Annotated in this window: 14 protein-coding genes and 1 pseudogene; 7 read left to right on the top strand and 8 right to left on the bottom strand. The window is 64.2% G+C overall.

Annotated features, from left to right (window positions below; translation table 11 throughout):
* Positions 1 to 29 precede the first annotated feature (29 nt).
* The 4 genes from FJ953_RS02805 to FJ953_RS02820 all read left to right on the top strand — a co-directional run bounded on the left by FJ953_RS02805 (position 30) and on the right by FJ953_RS02820 (position 4106).
* A complete protein-coding gene (locus FJ953_RS02805) occupies positions 30 to 1577 on the top strand; it encodes a sugar ABC transporter ATP-binding protein (protein ID WP_140623073.1) in 1548 nt (515 codons plus the stop codon).
* Positions 1578 to 1590: 13 nt separating this feature from the next.
* Entirely contained in the window at positions 1591 to 2571 is a 981-nt protein-coding gene (locus tag FJ953_RS02810) for an ABC transporter permease (protein ID WP_140499841.1), read from the top strand.
* On the top strand, positions 2568 to 3554 hold the full coding sequence (locus FJ953_RS02815; protein ID WP_140499839.1) for an ABC transporter permease: 987 nt from the start codon (positions 2568 to 2570) through the stop codon (positions 3552 to 3554). Before FJ953_RS02810 ends, FJ953_RS02815 begins: the two co-directional genes overlap by 4 nt.
* A 69-nt stretch (positions 3555 to 3623) precedes the next feature.
* A complete protein-coding gene (locus tag FJ953_RS02820) occupies positions 3624 to 4106 on the top strand; it encodes a gluconokinase (protein WP_140500149.1) in 483 nt (160 codons plus the stop codon).
* 62 nt (positions 4107 to 4168) lie between these two features.
* On the opposite strand, the gene FJ953_RS02825 is transcribed toward FJ953_RS02820, so the two are convergent.
* Together FJ953_RS02825 and FJ953_RS02830 are read right to left on the bottom strand one after the other, a co-directional pair.
* The gene (locus FJ953_RS02825; RefSeq protein WP_006202816.1) at positions 4169 to 4618 is read right to left on the bottom strand and encodes an Rrf2 family transcriptional regulator; all 450 of its coding nucleotides are present in this window, start codon (positions 4616 to 4618) and stop codon (positions 4169 to 4171) included.
* Between the two features lie 258 nt (positions 4619 to 4876).
* Positions 4877 to 5863 (bottom strand): sulfate ABC transporter substrate-binding protein, encoded by a 987-nt coding sequence (locus tag FJ953_RS02830; RefSeq protein ID WP_140623075.1) that lies wholly within the window; start codon positions 5861 to 5863, stop codon positions 4877 to 4879.
* Between the two features lie 168 nt (positions 5864 to 6031).
* Between FJ953_RS02830 and FJ953_RS02835 the strand changes: the two genes are divergently transcribed.
* Positions 6032 to 6307 carry an antitoxin gene (locus FJ953_RS02835; RefSeq protein ID WP_140562394.1) on the top strand — a complete coding sequence of 92 codons (276 nt, stop codon included), beginning with the start codon at positions 6032 to 6034 and terminating at the stop codon, positions 6305 to 6307.
* Positions 6307 to 6716 (top strand): annotated as a pseudogene (locus FJ953_RS02840) (type II toxin-antitoxin system VapC family toxin). Before FJ953_RS02835 ends, FJ953_RS02840 begins: the two are co-directional and overlap by 1 nt.
* A gap of 2 nt (positions 6717 to 6718) precedes the next feature.
* On the opposite strand, the gene FJ953_RS02845 reads toward FJ953_RS02840, so the two are convergent.
* The 6 genes from FJ953_RS02845 to FJ953_RS02875 form a co-directional block, all read right to left on the bottom strand.
* A complete protein-coding gene (locus tag FJ953_RS02845) occupies positions 6719 to 7759 on the bottom strand; it encodes a sulfate/molybdate ABC transporter ATP-binding protein (RefSeq protein ID WP_140580039.1) in 1041 nt (346 codons plus the stop codon).
* 12 nt (positions 7760 to 7771) lie between these two features.
* Positions 7772 to 8653 (bottom strand): sulfate ABC transporter permease subunit CysW, encoded by an 882-nt coding sequence (cysW, locus tag FJ953_RS02850; RefSeq protein WP_140623079.1) that lies wholly within the window; start codon positions 8651 to 8653, stop codon positions 7772 to 7774.
* The gene (cysT, locus tag FJ953_RS02855; protein ID WP_140623081.1) at positions 8646 to 9497 is read right to left on the bottom strand and encodes a sulfate ABC transporter permease subunit CysT; all 852 of its coding nucleotides are present in this window, start codon (positions 9495 to 9497) and stop codon (positions 8646 to 8648) included. Before cysT ends, cysW begins: the two co-directional genes overlap by 8 nt.
* Positions 9498 to 9518: 21 nt before the next feature.
* Positions 9519 to 10544 carry a sulfate ABC transporter substrate-binding protein gene (locus tag FJ953_RS02860; protein WP_140516694.1) on the bottom strand — a complete coding sequence of 342 codons (1026 nt, stop codon included), beginning with the start codon at positions 10542 to 10544 and terminating at the stop codon, positions 9519 to 9521.
* 558 nt (positions 10545 to 11102) lie between these two features.
* Complete coding sequence (gene pbpC / locus FJ953_RS02870) at positions 11103 to 13196, bottom strand: penicillin-binding protein 1C (protein WP_140623083.1); 2094 nt, start codon at positions 13194 to 13196, stop codon at positions 11103 to 11105.
* Between the two features lie 156 nt (positions 13197 to 13352).
* On the bottom strand, positions 13353 to 18851 hold the full coding sequence (locus FJ953_RS02875; protein WP_140623085.1) for an alpha-2-macroglobulin family protein: 5499 nt from the start codon (positions 18849 to 18851) through the stop codon (positions 13353 to 13355).
* Between the two features lie 273 nt (positions 18852 to 19124).
* Between FJ953_RS02875 and FJ953_RS02880 the strand changes: the two genes are divergently transcribed.
* On the top strand, positions 19125 to 21050 hold the full coding sequence (locus FJ953_RS02880; RefSeq protein ID WP_140623087.1) for an autotransporter assembly complex family protein: 1926 nt from the start codon (positions 19125 to 19127) through the stop codon (positions 21048 to 21050).
* Positions 21051 to 21052 lie beyond the last annotated feature (2 nt).

Genomic DNA, 21052 nt, shown 5'->3' on the forward strand with positions numbered 1-21052 from the left:
TTGAATGTTCGAGCGCCCTGGGAGGGTTGATGGACGGTGCGGCTCCGCTCTTGCGCATGGAAGGCATATCGAAGCGCTATGGCGGCGTGCGGGCGCTGGAGAAGGCCGACCTGTCGGTCGAGGCCGGCAGCATCCACGCCATCCTCGGCGAAAACGGCGCCGGCAAGTCGACGCTGATCAAGATCATGGCGGGCGTCGTTGCGCCCGACGAGGGCCGCATGGTGCTGGACGGGCGAGAGGCGACCTTCGCCTCGCCGGGCGCCGCGAACAAGGCCGGCATAGTCTGCATCTTCCAGGAGTTGTCGCTGATTCCCGAACTCAGCGTCGCCGACAACATCGTCATATCCGATCCGCCGAAACGCTTCGGCATGATCGACCGCAAGGCGCAGCGGCGCATCGCCGAGGACGCGCTGGCGCGTGCGGGAGCATCCGACATTCATCCGCTGGCGCTGGTCAAGGACCTGCCGCTGTCACGCCGGCAGATGGTCGAGATCGCCAAGGCATTGGCCAGGAAGCCACGCATCCTGATCCTCGACGAGGCGACCTCGGCACTGACGGCGGCGGATGTGTCGAAGATCTTCGCCGTGCTGAAGCGGCTGCGTTCGGAAGGGCTGGCGCTGCTCTACATCTCGCACCGCATGAACGAGATCGCCGAATTGGCGGACCAGTGCACGGTGTTCCGCAACGGCCGCAATGTCGCCAGCTATCCCGCCGGCTCGAAGAGCGACAGTGAAGTCGTCGAACTGATGATCGGGCGCGAATACAGCCATATCTTCCCGCCCAAGCCGACATTCGCGCCGGCCGTCACCGCGCCGGTGCTCGAAGCCCGCAAGCTCTCCTGGACGGATCGCCTGCACAACATCTCGCTGTCGGTCAGGGCAGGCGAGGTGGTCGGCCTCGGCGGCCTCGACGGGCAGGGCCAACGCGAATTGCTGCTCGCTTTCTTCGGCGTCCTGCGTGGCCTTTCCGGCCAGATCCTGGTCGACGGTAAGCCGGTCGGCATCGCCAGCCCCGCCGCCGCACGCGAGAACGGCATCGGCATGGCGCTCATTCCCGAGGATCGCAAGACCGAAGGCCTGATGCTGCCGATGACGGTGCGCGAGAACCTGTCCTTCGCCGCGCTCGATCGGCTGTCGAAGGGCGGTATCATCGACCGCGCCGCCGAGCAGCGGCTGATCGACGACATGGTCGGCCTGCTGGCCATCAAGACGGCCGGGCTCGACATTCCGGTCGGCGCGTTGTCGGGCGGCAACCAGCAGAAGGTCGTCATCGCCAAATGGCTGATGCGCCAGCCGCGCATCATCCTGCTCAACGATCCGACGCGCGGCATCGATGTCGGCACCAAGCAGGAGCTGTATCAGCTGATGCGCAAGCTGGCGGACGCGGGGGCGGCAATCCTGTTCTATTCGACCGACTATGACGAGCTGATCGGCTGCTGCGACCGTGTGCTGGTGCTCTATGACGGGGCGGTCAAGCGCGAATTGGTGGGCGCCGAAATCACCGAACGGGCTCTGATATCAAGCGCGCTCAACATGCCTGGCGGGGATAGCCCGGTGAACCGGGGAGCGAACGCGTGAAAGGGATTTTGGCGTGAAGGATTGGCGCTACTGGTTGGCGGAGCAGCGCGGAACGCTGCTGGCGCTTGGCATCTTCATCGTCATGTTCGTCATCTACACCGCGAACCATCCGGCCGGCTTCACCGCCAATGTCGTGCAGACGGCGGCCAACAAGGGCGTGCTGCTGGCCTTCGTCGCCATGGCGCAGACGCTGGTGGTGATCACCGCGGGCATCGACCTTTCCGTCGGCATGATCTTCCTGTTGACCAACTGCCTGGCCTCGTGGCTGGTGGTGGGCACGCCGGTGCAGACGGCGCTTGGCGTGTTGGCGGTACTGGCCGTCGGACTGCTGTGCGGGGCGATCAACGGCGCCATCGTCATCTACGGGCGGCTGCAGCCGATCGTCGCCACGATCGCCACCGGCGCGGTCTATTATGGCATCGGGCTTCTACTGCGGCCGTTCCCGGGCGGATCGGTCAACGAGGATCTGGCTGACGCGCTGACGGGCCGTGTGTTTGACGTGGTGCCGGCCAGCATGGTTGTGCTCCTGGCCGTCGTGCTGGTGATCTGGGTGCCGTTCAGCCGCTCGGTGCTTGGCCGCGCGGCCTATGCGGCAGGGTCGTCGGAAATGGCGGCCTACATGTCAGGCGTGCCCATCCGGCGCGGCAAGTTCGCAGCCTATACGCTGGCGGGGCTGCTGGCCTCGATCGGCGGCCTGTTCCTGACGTTCTTCACCTATACGGGCGAAGCGGCCTATGCCAGCGGCAACTCCTACACGTTGTTTTCCATTGCCGCCGTGGTGCTGGGCGGCGTCTCGCTGTTCGGCGGCAAGGGGAGTGCCATTGGCGCGATCTTCGGCGCGCTCGCCTTCCGCACCATCGGCGATCTGTTGTTCGTCTTCGATTTCGATCCGCTGTGGCAGCCGCTGTTCCAGGGCGTTATCCTGCTGATCGCCGTCAGCCTCGGCGCCTTCGCCCTGTTTCGGGTCCGCAACCGGCTGGAGTGGTTCCTGTGAGCGAGACGACATTGGGTGGCCTCGCCGGCCGCATGCCGAAATTCATTCGCCGCGCCGATCCCGCGGTGTTGACGGCCTTTGCCTGCATCGTGGTCCTGCTCCTGCTGGGCAGTCTTTATTCGCGCAGCTTCCTGTCGCCTGAATATCTCTTGCAGCAGCTCAAGGTGGCCTCGTTTCTCGGCGTCATCGCCACCGGCATGATGCTGGTCATCCTGCTCGGCCAGATCGACCTGTCGGTGCCGTGGTCGGTGGCGGCGGGCGCGATGATGGCTTGCGCTGCGGCCGCCTATGGCCCGGCCGGCGTTGCGTTGGCCATTCCATTCGGCATCTTGTGCGGGGTGCTGATCGGCATCGTCAACGGCATCGGCGTCGCCTATTTGCGCATTCCCTCCATGATCATCACCCTCGCCACCAACGCCGTCGCGCAAGGGCTGATGGTGGTCTACACCGGCGGCTTCTCGCCCCAGGATTCGGCCACCGGCGCCATGCGCTACCTGGCTACCGGCTTTGCCATTCCGGGAGTTCCCAACGCGGTCATCATCTGGGCGCTGATCGGCGCCGCAATGGTGTTCGTTCTGACCCGCACCGGCTTTGGCCGCACCGTCTACGGCATCGGCAACCGCGAGCGTGCCGCCTACCTCTCCGGCATCGACACAAGGCGCGTGGTGATGATCGCCTTTGCCGTCTCCGGCGGGCTCTCCGCCTTCGGCGGGGTGCTGCTTGCCGGCTACGCCTCCAAGGCGGCGCAGTCGATGGGCGACGCCTATCTCCTGCCGTCGATCGCGGCCGTCGTGCTGGGCGGCACCTCGATCCTTGGCGGGCGCGGCTCCTATCTCGGCACTGTCGCCGGCGTCATCCTGATCACGCTCCTGCAATCCATACTGTCGGTCATGCAGATGCCGGAGGCGGGTAGGCAGATCATCTACGGCGTCGTCATCGTCGCCATGCTGCTGCTCTACGGCCGCGCGCCGGCAAGCCGCTAGACCATCGTGGCGGAAAGGACAGTTCAATCGCCGACAGGCACCAACGGGCCGGCGCCGGTCATCGTGGCAATGGGCGTCGCCGGATGCGGCAAATCGGTCGTCGGTGCAGCGCTGGCAACCGCGCTGGGCGCGGTCTTCATCGAGGGTGACCGTCTTCATCCCCCCGAGAACGTCGCCCGCATGGCAAGCGGTCAGCCGCTTACCGATCAACTGCGCGAAGGCTGGCTCGATGCAATCGGCGAGCGCATCGCAGCGTCGGCCGGTGAGGGGCGGGGCGTGGTCGCTGCCTGCTCGGCGTTGAAGCGAAGCTACCGCGAGCGCCTGCGTGGCATTTGCCGAGACATCGTCTTCCTCTATCTGGAGATCGATCCGGCGATGGCTAGGCTGCGGGTCGCCAGCCGCAAGGGTCATTTCATGCCGGCAAGCCTGGTCGACAGCCAGTTCGCCATTCTCGAGCCGCCGGCGGCGGATGAGCGGGCGCTGACGCTCGATGCGACGCACCCGATCGTCGATCTCGTAGCCGAGGCGGTGCGCGTGACGCGGCGGTTCTGAACCTTGATCGGCGCCATACCGGCATGCGACTTACGCCGGCAAGCGCGGCGCATGCGCAGGATCTAGATCTGGGACGTCAACTCGACCGGAAAATCATCATTGTCGGCATCGCGCATGGCGGCAAGGCTGCGGTTGTCCAGCACCTCGGCGATTGCCTGGCGCACCTCGAGCATCATGTGCCGGACCTGGCACGTCGCTTCGTCGCAATCCTCGCAGCGCTGATACTGCGTGCGGCTGGCGCATGGGATCGGCGCCAGCGGCCCGTCCAGCACACGCACGACATGGCCGATCTTGATCTCCGAGGCCGGGCGGGCGAGGCGATAGCCGCCTTCCTTGCCTTTGCGGCTCTGGACGAAGCCGGCATTGCGCAGCTCGCCCAGAATGGCATCGAGGAATTTTTTCGGGATGTTGTTGGCGACCGCGATGTCGTTGACGAAGGCCAATTGGCCAACCGGCAAGCCGGACAGATGCACGAGGGCCTTGAGGCCGTATTTGCCTTTTTTAGTCAGCATGCCCGAGTCAACCCATGAAGCCCCAACAATCCGCATCTGGCGGCTGTTTGTGTGCAAATGATGACGGGGCTTGTGGAGCGCTGCCGTTTCGCGAACAAGCCGATTTGTCGGCACGTTAGGCGCAAACGCGTTGATTCTTCGTAACCTTTTGCGCGGCTGGCGTCGTATTTGCCATATTTTGCCGCAAACGGCGAAAGCCGGCAAAGCGCCGGCTTTCCTGATTTGCTTACCGTAACGTGCTATCGTGCCGCGAAAACCTTATCGGCTGCCATAGGCCTGGTCGAGCAGGCCGCCGGCGGCGAAATGCTCTTTCTGGATGTTGTCCCAGCCGCCGAAGACGTTTTCCACCGTCAGCAGGCGCACGTCCGGGAAGTCGGCCTTGTGTTTGGCGGCGACGGCCGTGTCGCGGGCGCGCAGGCCATTGTCAGCGGCGATGTCCTGCCCCTCGGGCGTATAGAGGAAATCGAGATAGCTTTTGGCCAGATCACGCGTGCCATGTTCGTCGGCGACCTTGTCGACGATCGCCACCGGGAATTCTGCCAGCAGGCTGACGGAAGGCGTGACCTGCTCGAATTTGTCGTCGCCATACTCCTTGCGGATGCCGCGGGTTTCGGATTCGAACGTGATCAGCACGTCACCGATCTCGCGCTGCACGAAAGTGGTGGTGGCTGCGCGCCCGCCCGTGTCGAAGATCGGCACGTTGTTGAACAACTTGGTGATGAATTCCTTCACCTTGGCGTCGTCGCCCTTGAAGGCCTCCTTGGCGTAGGCGGTCGCCGCCAGATAGGTGTAGCGCGCATTGCCCGAGGTTTTCGGGTTGGGGAAGATCACCTGCACGTCGTCGCGCACCAAGTCGTTCCAATCCTTGATGTGCTTGGGGTTGCCCGCCCGCACCAGGAAGGACGGCAGCGAATAGAAGGGCGAGGCGTTGTCGGGAAAATCCTTCTGCCAGTCGGGCGAGACGAGGCCCTTCTTGACCAGGAAGTCGATGTCGGTGACCTGGTTGAAGGTGACGACATCAGCGCCGAGCCCTTCGGCGATGGCGCGTGCCTGAGCCGAGGTGCCGGCATGCGACTGGTCGATGCTCACGCCCGGGTGCTTCTCGATGAATGCCTTGTTGACCTGGACGAACAGTTCGCGGCCGACGTCATAGGAGGCGTTGAGCAGCTTGTCGGCAGACCAGGCTTGGGAAGATGCGAGGAACAGGCCGGCGACGGTGGCGACGCCGAGGAGAAATCGCTTCATGAAATAAGGCTCCGTGTAGTGCTTAATCACCTCACCATAGTCCTGCGCCACTTGCCCGACGAGGCACGTGCAATAGTTTCGCGGTGCCACCGTAAGAAAAAATGTCGTCATGAACGCTGTCATTAGAATTTTGTTCCGCCCAATATGCCTATACAAAGGGAGGCAACCATGCCCCAACACCGCCATTCAACAACGCGGCCGTCGAAGGAGGCGAAGCTGTTTCGCAATAACCGCAGCCAGGCGGTGCGCATTCCTGTCGAGTTCGAGCTCCCCGGCGAGAAGGTCCTGATCAGCCGTGAAGGCGACCGCCTTGTCATTGAGCCGATCCGCAAAGCTGGGCTCGGCGCGTTGCTCGCCCAATGGGCAAACGAGCCGCCGCTCGGCCCCGAGGACGATCTTCCCGAAATCAATGATGCGCCAGTCGAATCCGAGGACATTTTTTGATGCGGTTCATGCTGGACACCAACATCATCAGTGACATGATCCGAAATCCGGCTGGCAAAGCCGCCAATGCAGTGGAGCGCGAGGGAGACCACGCCATTTGCACAAGTATCGTGGTGGCCTCGGAATTGCGATATGGCTGTGCCAGGAAGGGATCAACCAAGCTGCTCAAAAAAGTCGAGCAATTGCTGGCTGAGATTCCGGTCTTGCCGCTCGATGTGCCGGCGGATGCAGAGTATGTCGCCCTTCGTGCAGAGCTGGAGGCCGCCGGCCAACCCATTGGCCATACGACCTTTTTATTGCTGCGCACGCCTGCGCTGTGGGCATCACTTTGGTAACGGCCAATACGGGCGAGTTCATCCGAATCCGCAACCTCAAGATCGAGAACTGGCTGGAGTGGTGCTCGGTCTAATATTAAGCAGCCGGAAACAGCTTCCAGCGGCCCGGGCGGAACGCTACCCGGCTCTTCTGCGCCGCGGGATGGTCGACGGGCAGCTCGATCTCGACGCGCTGGCGTTCGCCGCCGATCTCGAGTTCCACCCGGCGGGTGCCGGCGACGCGGCGGCTGGCGACCACCGTGCCGGCGATGCAGCCAGAGCAGCCGCTCAGCAATTCGACGTCGTGCGGACGGAAGTACAGCCTGGCATTGCCGCTGGCGGCGTCTGGCGCCGACAGCCCGATCGGGCGATCGGCGAGCCAGACCTCGCCATTCTCGACCTTGACGGGAAGCGAGCTCGATTCGCCGATGAAGCCATAGACGAAAGGCGAGTTCGGCCTGTCATAGATGTCGTCGGCGGTGCCGACCTGCTCGATGCGGCCCTGGCTCATCACCACGACGCGGTCGGCAAGCTCCAGCGCCTCTTCCTGGTCGTGGGTGACGAAGACGGTGGTGTGGCCGGTGGCGTCATGGATGTCGCGCAGCCAGCGGCGCAGTTCCCGGCGCACCTGCGCGTCGAGCGCGCCGAACGGCTCGTCGAGCAGAAGCACTTTGGGTTCGATCGCCATGGCGCGGGCCAGCGCGACGCGCTGGCGCTGGCCGCCGGAAAGCTGCGCCGGATAGCGCTTTTCCAGGCCCGAGAGCTGGACCAGGTCGAGCAGTTCGGAGGCGCGGCGGCGGATCTCCTGCGCCGGCGGCCGCGTCGAGCCCTGCCGGACCTTGAGGCCGAAGCCGATATTGTCCGAGACCGTCATGTGCCGGAACAGCGCGTAGTGCTGGAAGACGAAGCCGACATTGCGCTCCTGGATCGATTTGTGCGAGGCGTCCTCGTCGCCGAAGAAGATCTTGCCGCGCGTCGGCCGCTCCAGCCCGGCAATCAGCCGCAGCAGCGTCGTCTTGCCCGAGCCCGATGGTCCCAGCAACGCGATCAGCTCGCCCGACTTGATGTCGAGCGACACGTCATGGAGCGCGGGAAACCGCTCGAACTCCTTGCGCACATTGGCAACGCGAACTTCCATCTAAAAAACCTTCTAGTGGCCACGCGCGGCGATCTCGGCGCCGTAACGCATCTCGAGCAGTGTCTTCAGGACCAGCGTCACCAGCGCCAGGCCGGCCAGCAGCGAGGCGACGGCAAAGGCGCCGACGGCGTTGTATTCATTGTAGAGGATTTCGACATGCAGCGGCATGGTGTTGGTCAGGCCGCGTATATGGCCCGACACCACCGAGACCGCGCCGAACTCGCCCATGGCGCGCGCATTGCACAAGAGCACGCCGTAAAGCAGCCCCCATTTGACGTTGGGCAGCGTCACATACCAGAAGGCCTGCCAGCCATTGGCGCCGAGCGACAGCGCGGCCTCCTCGTCGCCATTGCCCTGCTCCTGCATCAGCGGGATCAGCTCGCGGGCCACGAAGGGGAAGGTGACGAAGATGGTGGCCAGCACAATGCCGGGCACGGCGAACAGGATGACGATGCCATGTGCCTTCAGCCAGGCGCCGAGCAGCCCCTGGGCGCCGAACAGAAGCACGTAGACCAGGCCCGAGATGACCGGCGAGACCGAGAACGGCAGGTCGATCAGCGTGGTCAGGAAGGCCTTGCCCTTGAACTCGAACTTGGCGATCGCCCAGGCGGCCGAGATGCCGAAGACGACATTGAGCGGCACCGAGATCGCCGCCACCAGCAGCGTCAGCCGGATCGCCGAGCGCGTGTCGGTATTGCCGAGCGCTTCGGTGTAGGCGCCGACGCCCTTGGCGAAGGCTTCGTTGAAGACGATGATCAGCGGCAACAGCAGGAAGATGCCGAGGAAGGCGAAGGCGATCGCCATCAGCACGGCCTGCGCCGGGCGGCTTTCGGTCACCGCCGCCGAGCGGCTGTCGTGATGCGGCTCGTAGGATTTGATCTCCGGATCAGCCATAGCGCTTGCGGCTCCATGTCTGCGCCAGGTTGACGATGAGCAGCATCAGGAACGACAGCGCCAGCATGATCGCGGCGATGGCGGTCGCCGCCGGGTAATTGTACTCCTCCAGCCGGATGACGATCAAAAGCGGCGCGATCTCGGACTTGTAGGGCAGGTTGCCGGCGATGAAGATGACCGAGCCGTATTCGCCGACGCCGCGCGCGAAGGCCAGCGCGAAACCGGTGACGATGGCCGGCGCCAGGCCCGGGAACAGCACCCGGGTGACGATCTGGAAGCGGCTGGCGCCGAGCGTGGCGGCGGCCTCCTCCACCTCCTTGTCGATCTCCTCCATGATCGGCTGCACGGTGCGCACGACGAAGGGCAGGCCGATGAAGACCAGCGCGATGACGATGCCGAGCGGGGTGTAGGCGACCTTGAGCCCAAGCGGCAGCAACAGCTTGCCGATCCAGCCATTGGGCGCGTAGAGCGTGGTCAGCGCGATGCCGGCCACCGCCGTCGGCAGCGCGAAGGGCAGGTCGACCATGGCATCGACGATGCGGCGGCCGGGAAAGCGGTAGCGCACCAGCACCCAGGCGACCAGCGTGCCGAAGACGACATTGACGGCGGCCGCGACAAAGGCGGTGCCGAAGCTGATGCGGAGCGCGTTGATGGTGCGGCGGTCGGTGGCGATCGCCCAGAAATCGGTCCAGCCCAGCGCCGCGGAGCGCCAGACCAGCCCCGACAGCGGAATGAGGATGATGAGGGTAAGGTAGGCAAGCGAGAAGCCGAGCGCCAATCCGAAACCCGGAATGACGCTCGGCTGTCGAAACCGCCAACCCGCCCGAGCGGGTGCTGTGATCATATCGTCCTGAATATCGACTGCTTACTGGGGCTTGTAGATCTGGTCGAATATACCACCATCGCCGAAATGGTAAGGCTGTGCTTTCTTCCAGCCGCCGAATTGTGGGTCGTCGATGGTGACCAGCTTGATCGGCGGTAGCTTGGCCAGGTCCTCTGCCGGCACCAGATCGGGCTTGGCCGGACGATAGTGGTTCTTGGCGATGATCGTCTGCGCTTCCTTGGAATAGAGCCAGCCCAGATAGGCTTCGGCGACCTTGCGCGTGCCCTTGGCATCGACATTGGCGTCGACCAAAGCGACCGGCGGCTCGGCCAGGATCGAGGTCGGTGGATAGACGATATCGAAATTTTCGGCACCGAACTCGTCGAGCGCTAGATAGGCCTCGTTTTCCCAGGCAATCAGCACGTCGCCCAGGCCCTTTTGCGCGAAGGTCACCGTCGAGCCGCGCGCACCGGTATCGAGCACCGGAGCGTTGGCATAGAGCTTGCCGACGAACTCCTTCGTCTTGGCCTCGTCGCCACCGTCATTGGCGTTGGCATAAGCCCAGGCGGCGAGATAGTTCCAGCGTGCGCCGCCCGATGTCTTCGGGTTGGGCGTAATCACCTGGACGCCGTCCTTGACCAGGTCGTTCCAGTCGTGGATGCCCTTGGGGTTTCCTTTGCGGACGAGGAAGATGATGGTCGAGGTGTAGGGTGCCGAATTGTTCTCGAATTTCGTGCGCCAGTCCGGATTGATCTTTTTCGACTTGGAGACGATGGCGTTGATATCGCCTTCGAGCGCCAGCGTCACCACGTCGGCGTCGAGGCCGTCGATCACGGCCCGGGCCTGTGCGCCCGATCCACCGTGCGACTGCTGTATGGTGACCGTTTCCCCTGTCTCGGCTTTCCAGTGAGCGGCGAAGGCCTCGTCATAAGCCTTGTAGAGCTCGCGTGTCGGATCGTACGACACGTTGAGAATGGTGGTATCGGCGAACGCGAAACCGAGCGTGCCGAACTGGACAGACGTGGCGACCAGTGCGCCGAGCAGTCTCCTGAAACGAGGTTTGGTCATTTCTGCCTCCGTTGAACCCACGTCAAATCTACCGAATTGGTAGAATTTAGATGCATTAAATGTTGCCTTTTTTGTCGTTTTGGAGAAAATCTTGGACCTGATTTCGCGGTGCGGAGAAACATTTTCCTCAAACGTCCCCTTGGCGAATCCCCATCGATCTATCTAGGAACAAGCGGTGCCGAAGCAAGGCTGTGGCATTTGGTCGGCACGCTATCCGGCTGGACTGGGAAATCGAAGCGCTGCTTGGCGGAGGGATCGTGGTTCAGCGTGAAGGTGCCGCCATTCGCGTGCATAGTTCTTGAATCCGGCCGAGTGCATCGCGCCGAGCAGCAGCTTGCGGTTTGCCGTCGCTTCGCTTGCGGTACAGGAAAATTGTCCGTTCCGGCGTAACGGATATCCTGGCGATCGAGGGGCCGGCAACGCGGACGAAGTCGGCGGGCAGGGCGTCGGCGCGGGCTGGGAGGAGATTGCGGGTAAAGGAACTAGCGTCGCGAGTATTGTCGCGAGGCGCCGTACCTCAGGCGAAGAAGCGCAATCCCCTGAATCGCTTGCGCAATCTTATTCAACAAACACCTTCACACTTGCCGCGCGTCCCGCCGCATCGATTACGGTCAGGGTCGAGTAGCCGGTGCCGTCCGGTTGCCATGTCGCGGTGCGCCGGCGGTCGATGCCGGTCAGCGGCTTGCCGTTGGCCAGCCAGCGGAACGGCGCGCGCCCGCCTTGCAGCTTCAGTACCAGCGGCGAGGCGTCGGCCGAGTTGGTGGCGAGATCGACGCGGGCGCCGTCGGGCGGAAAGATAATGGTCGGCGCGGGCTCTGTGGGGGTCGAGGCCTGAACCAGGCCGTCGGACCCGGCGCCGAAGCGGGCAAACGTCACAGGCAGGTCGTTACGTCGAGGAGTGAAGGCGCCGGGGGGCTTGCCCGGCAGCGGCACGGTGGCGAGACCCGAGCGGACAAAGCCCTCGAACAGAATTGGGGCTGCCGACACATAGCCGGACAGGCCAGGCACCGCGCCTGCATCGGCCCGGCCGACCCAGACGCCCAGCACGTAACGGCCGTCGAAGCCGACCGACCAGGCGTCTCGGTAGCCGTAGGAGGTGCCGGTCTTGTAGGCGATGCCGCGCTGCAACGCACCCTCGGGCGGCTTGACGCCCGACAGAATGTCGATGATCTGCCAGCTCGCCTGGGCATCGAGGATGGTCGCGGTGGTGCGCTCGGCATCGGCCGGCTCGGTGCCATCATGCAGCGTGTGCGTCTTGCCGCCATTGGCAAGGCCCGTATAGAGTTGGACGAGATCGCGCAACGTGACGCCGACGCCACCGAGGCCGATGGCCAGGCCCGGCGCCTCGTTGACCGGCAGGATCGGGTTTACCCCAGCCTGGCGAAAGCGGGCCGTCAGCCGCGCGGGACCGACCGCGTCGAGCACGCGGATCGCCGGCACGTTGAGCGACAATTGCAGCGCCTCGCGGATGCTGACGTCGCCCTGGTAGCCCATATCGAAATTCTTCGGCCGGTAGCCGCCGAAATCGGCCGGGCTGTCCTCGATCAGCATTTCCTGTGCCACCAGTCCCTGTTCGAACGCGAGGCCGTAGATGAACGGCTTCAGCGTCGAGCCCGGCGAGCGCACGACCTTGGTCATGTCGATCCAGCCGGAGCGGCTGGCGTCAAAGAAATTGGCCGAGCCGACTTCGCCCAGAATATCGCCGGTCCGGGAATCGGCCAGCACCATGGCGACGGAGAGACGCGCCCCAAGCTTGGCGGCTGCGTCGCGCGCTACCTGTTCCAGCCCTTCCTGGACGCTCTTGCGGATCGTCAGCTTGAGCGGCTGGCCGGGAACCGCCTTGGGCAGCATCGCATAGGCGGCGTGCGCGGCGAGCGCCGGCAAGCTACGGCGCAGGCCAGACACATCGTCGAGCGCGGCGCGCGCGGCCTCGCGTTCGCCAAGCAGGCCAGCCGAGGCCATGCGGGACAGCACGCGGTCGCGGGCGGCGTGCGCGATCGCGAGGTTGCGGTCGGGCCGGCGCTTCTCCGGCAGTTGCGGCAGGGCGACGAGAAGCGCGGCTTCCGAGACGGTGAGCCGCTTCGGCTCCTTACCGAAATAGGCGAGCGAAGCGGCGCGCACGCCTTCGAGATTGCCGCCATAGGGCGCCAGCGTCAGATAGCGTTCGAGGATCTCGCGTTTGGACAGCCGCCGCTCGATCTGGATGGCGCGCAGCATCTGCTTGAGCTTGGAGCCGAGGCTGCGGCTGTCGCGCGGCTCGATCAGGCGGGCAAATTGCATCGACAGCGTCGAGCCGCCGGACACGATGTGGCCACTGGTGGCGAACTGGCCGGCGGCGCGGGCAAGCGCCAGCACATCGACGCCTTCATGGTTCCAGAAGCGCTTGTCCTCATAGGTGACCAACATGTCGACGAACTGGTTGTCGACCTGGTCGAGGCGGGTTTCGAGCCGCCAATAGCCGTCAGGCGTGGCGAAGGCGCGCAAAAGCTGGCCGTCGCGGTCCTGGACTTCCGTCGAGACGGTAAGCTTTTCAGGAAGCGGAGGCGGGAAGGCGCGGTCGAGCTGCCACAGGGAGGCAACGGAAAGGGCAAGGATACCGCCGCAGGAAACTGCGGTGATGGCGATGCGGCGGAGGAATTTTTTCGAGAGCATGGCGCTGCCCCTCACCCTCTTTCCGTGAAGAACGGGGAGAGGGGGGCGTCAACGTTGGAGCTTGACCCTTCTCCCCGTTTTTCACGGGGAGAAGGTGCCGGCAGGCGGATGAGGGGCAGCGCTGTCGCCGTGTTCATGATCGCCACCATCGGCACCTTACGGCGCCTTGACCTCCATCATGCCGGTGGCGGTGCGAGCCGAATATTGCGGCCGGTACATGTCCTCGACCGTTGCCGCCGGATGGGCGTAGGTGCCCGGCGTCACGGCCCGCACGACATAGGCGAGCGTCAGATTGTGGTCGTGGTCGCCGTCACTGGGGTTGAACGCGGCGACGAAACGGTCGTCGCGGAATTCCAGATGCGCGGCGTCGGTCTGCGCCAGCCAGGAGAAGTTCGACAATTGCGCGCTGGAGACCAGGCCCGGATTGTCGATCTCGAAGCCGGCCGGCAAAAGGTCGGTGATCAGCAGACGGGAAGGCCAGTTGTTCTGTTCTTTGACCTTGAGCACGACGACATAGCGTTCGTTCTGGGTTGCCTCCGTCACATTGGCTTCGGTGCCGTCGAGCTTGTAGTAGGTGCGCTCAATGGTGAACCCGTCACCCCCGGCCGGCAAGGGCTGCACCGGCGATGCCAGGGTGGTGACGACGGCCTGCAGCGGGGTCTTGCCGGTGTTGGCGATGGTGATCGGGCTGTCGGCCAGATCGCTGCCGTTGATCTGGCTGGAATAGCCGCCGGAATGCGGTGCGCCGTTGACGGAAAGCGTGATCGAATCATTGCCTTGTCCGAGGGCGCGGGCCGCCAGCAGCATCCAGGATTCATCCTGGGTGCTGGTCCAGCGGACCTCGGCGCGTTCCCTGGTCACCAGCTTGATCAGCTCCGGTACGACCGACGGCACCGGCTTCGATTCCGCCGCAAGCGCCAGCATTGCCGCCCCGTCGCGCAGCGCCGAGCCGTAGTCGGAGCGATAGTAGTCATAGGCAGTGCTCGACTTGGCGAGCTGCAGGGCGGTCTTGAACGTCGCTTCCGAACGTTGTGTGTCGCCATACAGCGCCAGGCTCGCCGCCAGCTGAGCAACGGCCATCGGGCTGGTGAAGGCCTCGATCTGGGTATCCGCGTAATAGCGCAGATCGCCGATCGAGGCCTTCTTGTTGCGGGCGAGCACGTAGAGTGCGTAGGCGATCTCGCTGCCACGGTCCTGTACGCTCTGGTCGTAGCCGAGTGAGTTCTGCAGATTGCCCAGCGCCTGGTTCATGGCGAGCGCCGGCACATCGTATTTCTGCTCGCGCGCCCTGGTCAGGAAGTCGGTGACATAGGCGTCGAGCCATAGATCGCCGGAGCCCGGGCCCCACAGGCCGAAGCTGCCGCCCGAAGCCTGGTAGCTCAGCACCTTGTAGATCGCGTCCTGGATGCGGCCATGCAGCTCGGGATCGCTCTCCATGCCGACGCCCGAGGCCATTTCGTTGACATAGAGCAGGGGCATCGCCCGGCTGGTGGTTTGCTCGGCGCAACCATAGGGGTAGCGGTCGAGCGTCATCAGGAGCGAAGGCACATCGAAGGCCGCCGCCTGCGAAACGCCGACACTGACCGAAGCGCCGTCGAGCAGGCTTGCCGCCAAAAGCTCCTTGTCGACGCGCAGCGCGCCGCCACCGCCCTTGAGGTCGACCACCATGCGGGTGGTGACCGGCAGTTGTGCCGGACGGACCGGCACGTAGAGCATCTGCTCGACCTTGGTGCCATCGGCGTGCGCTAGCTTGATGGTGAGCGAGGCATTGCCTGCCGTCTGTGCGATCAGCGGCACGGTCAGGGTCTGGCGCTTGCCCTGCGCCAGCGTCAGTTTCTGGGGCAGGGGCTTGTCGCCCGTTGAGAGGTCCCCCGTCGTGTCGATCGACAGCGCATAGTCGCCGGCCGGACCGTCGGTGTCCGCAATGTCGAGCCGCATGACGGCGGCGTCGCCGGGCGCCAGGAAGCGGGGCAGGCCGGCGGTGATCACCACCGGATCGCGCACGATCACGTCCGACTGGGCGTGGCCGACCGCTTCCTTGGTCCAGGCGATGGCCATGACGCGAACCGTGCCGTTGAACTGCGGAATATCGAAGTCGACGCGTGCTTTGCCGTCGGCATCGAGCTGCACCGGGCCGGAGAAGAAGGCGACCAGCTTTTCGGTCGGCGGACTGCCCTGCGCCTGCATGTTGGCGCCGTCGCCGCCGGTCCTGAGCTTGCCCATAGTACCGAGAGAGCCGTCGATCAGGCGGCCGTAGAGATCACGGATTTCCATGCCCAGCATGCGCTGGCCGAAAAACCAATTCTCAGGATCCGGCGCCTTGTAGTTGGTCAGGTTGAGGATGCCGACATCGACGGCGGCGACAGTGACATAGGCGTTGCTGCCGGGCTCTACGCCGGCGACCGCGACCGGGATCGACAGCTGCTGGCGCGGCATGGTCTTGTCCGGCGGGGTAAGGGTGACGGCGAGCTTCTTCGAGCCCGGATCGACCTTCAGCCATTTCACGCCGATGGCGCGGGCCGGCATGCGGCTTTCCTGCGCGTCGCCAGGCCGGAACAGGGTTGCCGTGACATAGGCGCCGGCGCCCCAGTCGTCGCCGACCGGGATGTCGACCGTGCCGCCGCCGGCCGGCACCGACGCCGTGACGGTCTTCAACAGCTTGTCGGAACCGATGTTGACCATAAGTTCGCCGGCAAAGTGCGGCGAGACCTTGAGCCTGGCCACTTCGCCGGCTGCATAATTGTCCTTGTCGAGGGCGATCTCGAGACCATCAGGCGTTTCGGTGGTGGTGGAGGAGACATACCAGCCGCCATCGAACTCATAGCTGGTCGCGGGTCCTTCCGGATCCGCCGTCTCGACCTCGAGCCGGTAGCGGCCCCAGTCGACCGGGATCGACACTGTCGCCTCGCCGTCTGCGCCAAGGTCGACCTGGCCATTGGCGATCGATTTGGTGAAGGTGACAGGTTCGTAATTCCATGAGTTGTTGGAGCGGTACCACTGGTAATTGCGCTCGACCTTGACCAGCGACCATTGCGCACCTTTCAGCGCCTCGCGCTGGCCGTCGGGGTCGACGGCGATCAGGCTGAATTTCGCCGTGCCGCCCTGCGGCACTTCATCATCGGCAAAGTCCGGCCGGATGCCGATCATGTGGCCTTGCGGGCGGATGCCGATATTAAGCGAGCGCTCGATTGCGCGGCCGCCGGTCTCACGCATACGGACCGTCACCTTGGCGTCGATGAGCTTCGTGGTCGACGGCAGTTGCTCGACGGAGACCGGGAAGGTCGCCTTGCCATCCTCGCCGACCACCGGAAGATCGGTGAACGGGGTGACGGTCGGTTCCGACGACTGCTCGTCGGCAAGGCCAAAGGAATAGCCGTTGAAGCGGTCCCAGTCACGCGCGGTCGACAGGGTCAGTTCGCCTTCGAGCGCGAGGCCAGCAGCCGGTGCGCCATAGAGAAAGCGGCCGTCGACGGTGATGTTGGCGGTTTCGCCCTGCGCGATCTCCTGCTTGTCGGCCTTCATGTCGAATTCGATGCGGTCCGGCACGAAATCCTCGACCAGGAACATCTGGCTGGCGACGGCCGGTTGCTTGGGATCGGTATAGATCGATACCGACCAGGTGCCGCGCATGGCATTTGGCTGGAGCGGCAGATCGACGGCGTGCCCGCCGGCTGACGCGCCATCGCTGACGACGCGGCGATCCTCGACGCCGTCCGGGCGCGAGAAGATGAAGGTCAGCGGCAGGTTCTCGACCGCCTTGGCGGCGCCGTCACGGGCAAGAGCCGCAACATGCACCTCCTCGCCGGCGCGGTAGATGCCGCGCTCGGTCCAGGCGTAGACATCGAGCGCGCCCGGCGCTGCGCGTCCAGTGACGCCGCGGTCGGACAGGTCGAAACCGGCGCGGGCCATGTCGAGGAAGACAAAGTCGTTATCGCCCTGCCTGGCCATCAGCACGGCCGGCACCATGCCGCCGTCGCCGCGCGTCAGGCCGGGATTGAACACGGCATGACCATCGGCATCCGAAGTCGCGGTGCCGAGGATCTCGTTGTTGCGGGCAACCAGCGTCAGTTCGGCGCCCGCTATCGGCTTGGCGCTGCCCAGCGAACGGGCATAGACATTGAGCCCGTCCTGACCGGTATAGGTCGAGAGGCCGATATCGGAAACGACGAACCATTGCGTGGCCATCGAGTTGTAGTCGTCGCTCTTGTCGTTGACGGCCTGGGCAGTCAGCACATAGACGCCGGGCTTGCGCCGCGGCAGCGCCTCGTCGACCGGGAAGGAGGTGGTGACCTCCTTGTTCAGGTCGTTGGCGATGTCGAGCTGGCCTTCCCAGACCGGCTCGCCCATCTGCTCGGAAATGTTTGAGATGTCGTAGCTGTCGAGCTGATGCAGGAACTGGTAGCCGGACAGAAGCTGGGCCAGCGAGCGGTCGCCGATGCGATAGAGCTTCATCTCGGCGGCGTTCATGTTGACAGTGACGACGGGGATGCCACGGCGCGCGCCGGCCGGCAGCACGAAGCTGTCGCCGGTGAAGCGGGCCGAAGGCGCACGGTCCTGCACATAGATCGACAGCACGACGGGCGCGGCGGTCACTTCGCCGATGGCGGCCGGCAGGCCGGCGCGGAAGGTCACGTCATAATGCTGGCCGTGTTCCAGTCCTTCGACGCAAATCTGCTTGTCCTTGGCTTCAACGCCTTTGGGCGGCTGGTTGTCGACGGTGACGAATTGTGCGTAATCGACGCCGGTCTTGACCAATTCCTCGGAGAATTGGGCGCAGATGCGCGGTGCGCTGGTGTCGGCATCGACGGTGTGGTCGATGACGCGGAAACCCTTGCGAGCCTTGAGATCGGAATAGTCGGCCTGGACCGCAGGCGAGGGCACCAGGGCAAGGCTGGCTTCATAGGCCTGCAGGGCGGGGCGATAGAGGTCGCGCTTGTCGAGGCCGGAGCCGATGAGAGCCAGCGTCTCCGCGCGGGTCCTGGCTGTACGCAGGAGCTTGTAGGCATTGAAGGCGGCCGACGTACCGTTTGCCGGCAAGGTGGAGGCCTCGGATGTGTTGGCCGCCGGCTGCACGGCAAGCGTTTCGCGCGCCAGGTTGAGCCAGAGCTGGCCATCGTCGGGCATGACAGAGACCGCGGCCTCGTATTTCTGCACGGCAGTGCGATGATCGCCGGTGAGCACCGCCTGCTCGGCCGCCGTGGTCAGCGCGGCCATGCCCTCGGTCGGCCTGTCATAGGCCGGGCCGAGCAGCCTGTTACGGTATTGCTGGGCCTGGTCGGCCATCCAGTTGGGGAAGAAGGCGAGTTCCGGCGGCGCGCCGATGTCGGGGTCGCCGTCGATATTGACGACCTTGCCCGCGACCGCGCCGTTGAAGGGCTTCAGCTGGTTATAATCGGATTTGAGGAAGCACCATTTGGCCTTGGTGTTATAGGTGAAGGCGCGGCAGGCGGGATCGCCCAGGCAGGTGGTCTTGCATTGATCGAGCGTGACATTCTGGTCGGACCGGAGGTCGAAACCGAAATAGTCGGAATTGTCGGTCGTTGCGACTCGCCGTGCTTCGGCCGCTTGCGCGACGCTACCCAAAGCTAAGACATTGGCCCAGGCGAAGAAGAGAAGGATCAGGAAAGACAGACCACGAGCCGCGCGCATTGCCATAACACCCTCCAGACAATTTGCAGACGTCCGGGCATGTTCAAGCTTCACTCAGGCTTGTCAACATGAGGACGCGGCAGGGTTCCGCCTGCCAACGGTTTCCTTTCCGGCCAACAGCCGGTAGTACCTCCATAGGACAGGGGATCACGCATTCTTGCGGCAACGCAAAAGGTGTGAATTCCAAGCCCGTCCTATTTCAGACAATTGGATTGTGGCCCCTTTACGAGCGCTTCAGAACTTCATTCCAATTTTAGGTTTGTAAAGTAGGTTGTCTTAATGCCGGCGTATGAAAGGCAGATGTCAGGGGGTACCGAGCCAAAGCGCGTGCTTTCGCGCGCGCTGCTTCTGGCCGTGATCTGCTGCTCGCTGATCGCCGGGCTGGGACCGGCGGCCGCCTTCGAAATCTTCGGCATCAAGCTGTGGGGCTCATCGAGCGATGAGGATGCCGACATCGTCGATCCGATGCGCTACGCCGTGACCATCTCCGCGCCCGACGCCGACAAGGACCTGGTGAAAAAGCTCGAAAACGCCTCGGCGCTGAAGAGCGACGAAGACCATCCCGTCTCCGGCTCGCTCGGTCTGATGGCCAAGGCGCGCAGCGATCGAGAACAGCTTGTGGCGGCGCTCTACGCCGATGCCCGCTACGAAGGCGTCGTCACCATCACCATCGAGGGCAAGCCGCTGGACGAATTGCCGCCGGACGCCGAATTCAAGGGTCCGCAGCCCATTCCCGTGGCTATCAACATCGCCGCGGGTCCCAAATTCACCCTCGGCGATATCCGGCTGGAGGGTGACGCCGCTGGACTGATGAGCGCCGATTACGGCCTGATATCAGGCGGCGACGCTGGGTCTGGCGCGGTGCTCAAGGCCGAGGCGCTGATCGTGCGCACGCTGAAGGGGCAGGGCAGGCCGCTGGCCGAGGTGACCAGCAGGCACATCGTCGCCGACCATGACACGTCGACCCTCGACGTGACGCTGACGGTTGCTGCCGGGCCAGTCGCCGGCTATGGCGCGACCACGGTGGAAGGCACCGAGAAGGTCGACCGCGACTTCACCGAATACATGACCGGGCTGAAACGTGGCCGGCAGTACTCGCCTCAGGAGATCGACGATGCGCGCGACAGGCTGCTGGCGCTCGAGGTCTTCAACAGCGTGACTTTCAAGGAGGCCGACAAGCTCGATGCCGAGGGCAACATTCCGATCGGCGTCCAGGTCAGCGAGCGCAAGCCGCGTTATTTCGGGCTGGGCGGCACCTTCTCGAATACGGAAGGGCTGGGGCTGGAGGGGTATTGGGGCCATCGCAACCTGTTCGGCCGGGCCGAGAAGCTGCGCATCGACGGAGCCATCAGCGGCATCGGCAGCAATGACCTGTCCGAATTGAACTACAATGCCGGCATCATGTTCGAGAAACCCGGCGTGATCGGGCCGGCATCTAAATTCTTCGCCGGCATCAAGACCGTGCTCGAACATCCCGACGCCTACGACCATTTCTCGGTCAAGGGCAACACCGGCCTGTCCTATGAACTGACCAAGAACCAAACCGTGTCGGCCGAGGTCGCGCTCGACTATTCACGCATCCACGATTCCTTTGGCAAACATAAATACCTGATCGCCAGCATCCCGCTGCAATATGTCTATGACAACAGGGACGTCAGGCTGAACCCGACCAAGGGCTTCAGGTTGCTGGCCTATGCCGAGCCGAGCTACGACATATTGAGCGGTGCCGCCTTCCTCAAGCTGAAGGGCGAGGGATCGGCCTATCAGTCGCTGGATACCGCTTCGAAATTCGTGCTGGCGGAACGTGTCGCACTTGGCTCGATCGTCGGCACCAGCCTGCAGAACGTGCCTGCCGACCGGCGTTTCTATTCCGGCGGCGGCGGCTCGGTGCGCGGCTATGCCTATCAGGGCATCGGCCCCAAGGATTTCACCGGCCAGCCGATCGGCGGCCTGTCCTTCTTCGAGACCTCGGTTGAAATGCGTATCGCCATCACCGACACGATCGGCATCGTGCCGTTCGTCGATGCCGGCACGGTATCGACCAAGTCGTTCCCCGATTTTTCCGACGTCAAGGTGGGCGCCGGCGTCGGCTTGCGCTATGTGACGCCATTCGGGCCGCTGCGTATCGACGCCGCCGTGCCGCTCAACCGCGACCCAGGCGACCCTCATTTCGGCATCTATGCCGGCATTGGCCAAGCGTTTTGAAC

It is taken from the genome of Mesorhizobium sp. B2-3-6, from assembly GCF_006442305.1.
Lineage (GTDB): Bacteria > Pseudomonadota > Alphaproteobacteria > Rhizobiales > Rhizobiaceae > Mesorhizobium.

Bases quoted from the DNA above. Each gene is read 5' to 3' on its own strand.
- FJ953_RS02830 (WP_140623075.1), bottom strand. From the start codon at position 5,863: ATGAAGCGATTTCTCCTCGGCGTCGCCACCGTCGCCGGCCTGTTCCTC.
- FJ953_RS02860 (WP_140516694.1), bottom strand. From the start codon at position 10,544: ATGACCAAACCTCGTTTCAGGAGACTGCTCGGCGCACTGGTCGCCACG.
- FJ953_RS02880 (WP_140623087.1), top strand. From the start codon at position 19,125: ATGCCGGCGTATGAAAGGCAGATGTCAGGGGGTACCGAGCCAAAGCGC.
- FJ953_RS02805 (WP_140623073.1), top strand. From the start codon at position 30: ATGGACGGTGCGGCTCCGCTCTTGCGCATGGAAGGCATATCGAAGCGC.
- FJ953_RS02835 (WP_140562394.1), top strand. From the start codon at position 6,032: ATGCCCCAACACCGCCATTCAACAACGCGGCCGTCGAAGGAGGCGAAG.
- FJ953_RS02845 (WP_140580039.1), bottom strand. From the start codon at position 7,759: ATGGAAGTTCGCGTTGCCAATGTGCGCAAGGAGTTCGAGCGGTTTCCC.
- cysW (WP_140623079.1), bottom strand. From the start codon at position 8,653: ATGGCTGATCCGGAGATCAAATCCTACGAGCCGCATCACGACAGCCGC.
- FJ953_RS02875 (WP_140623085.1), bottom strand. From the start codon at position 18,851: ATGGCAATGCGCGCGGCTCGTGGTCTGTCTTTCCTGATCCTTCTCTTC.
- FJ953_RS02820 (WP_140500149.1), top strand. From the start codon at position 3,624: ATGGGCGTCGCCGGATGCGGCAAATCGGTCGTCGGTGCAGCGCTGGCA.
- cysT (WP_140623081.1), bottom strand. From the start codon at position 9,497: ATGATCACAGCACCCGCTCGGGCGGGTTGGCGGTTTCGACAGCCGAGC.
- pbpC (WP_140623083.1), bottom strand. From the start codon at position 13,196: ATGCTCTCGAAAAAATTCCTCCGCCGCATCGCCATCACCGCAGTTTCC.
- FJ953_RS02825 (WP_006202816.1), bottom strand. From the start codon at position 4,618: ATGCTGACTAAAAAAGGCAAATACGGCCTCAAGGCCCTCGTGCATCTG.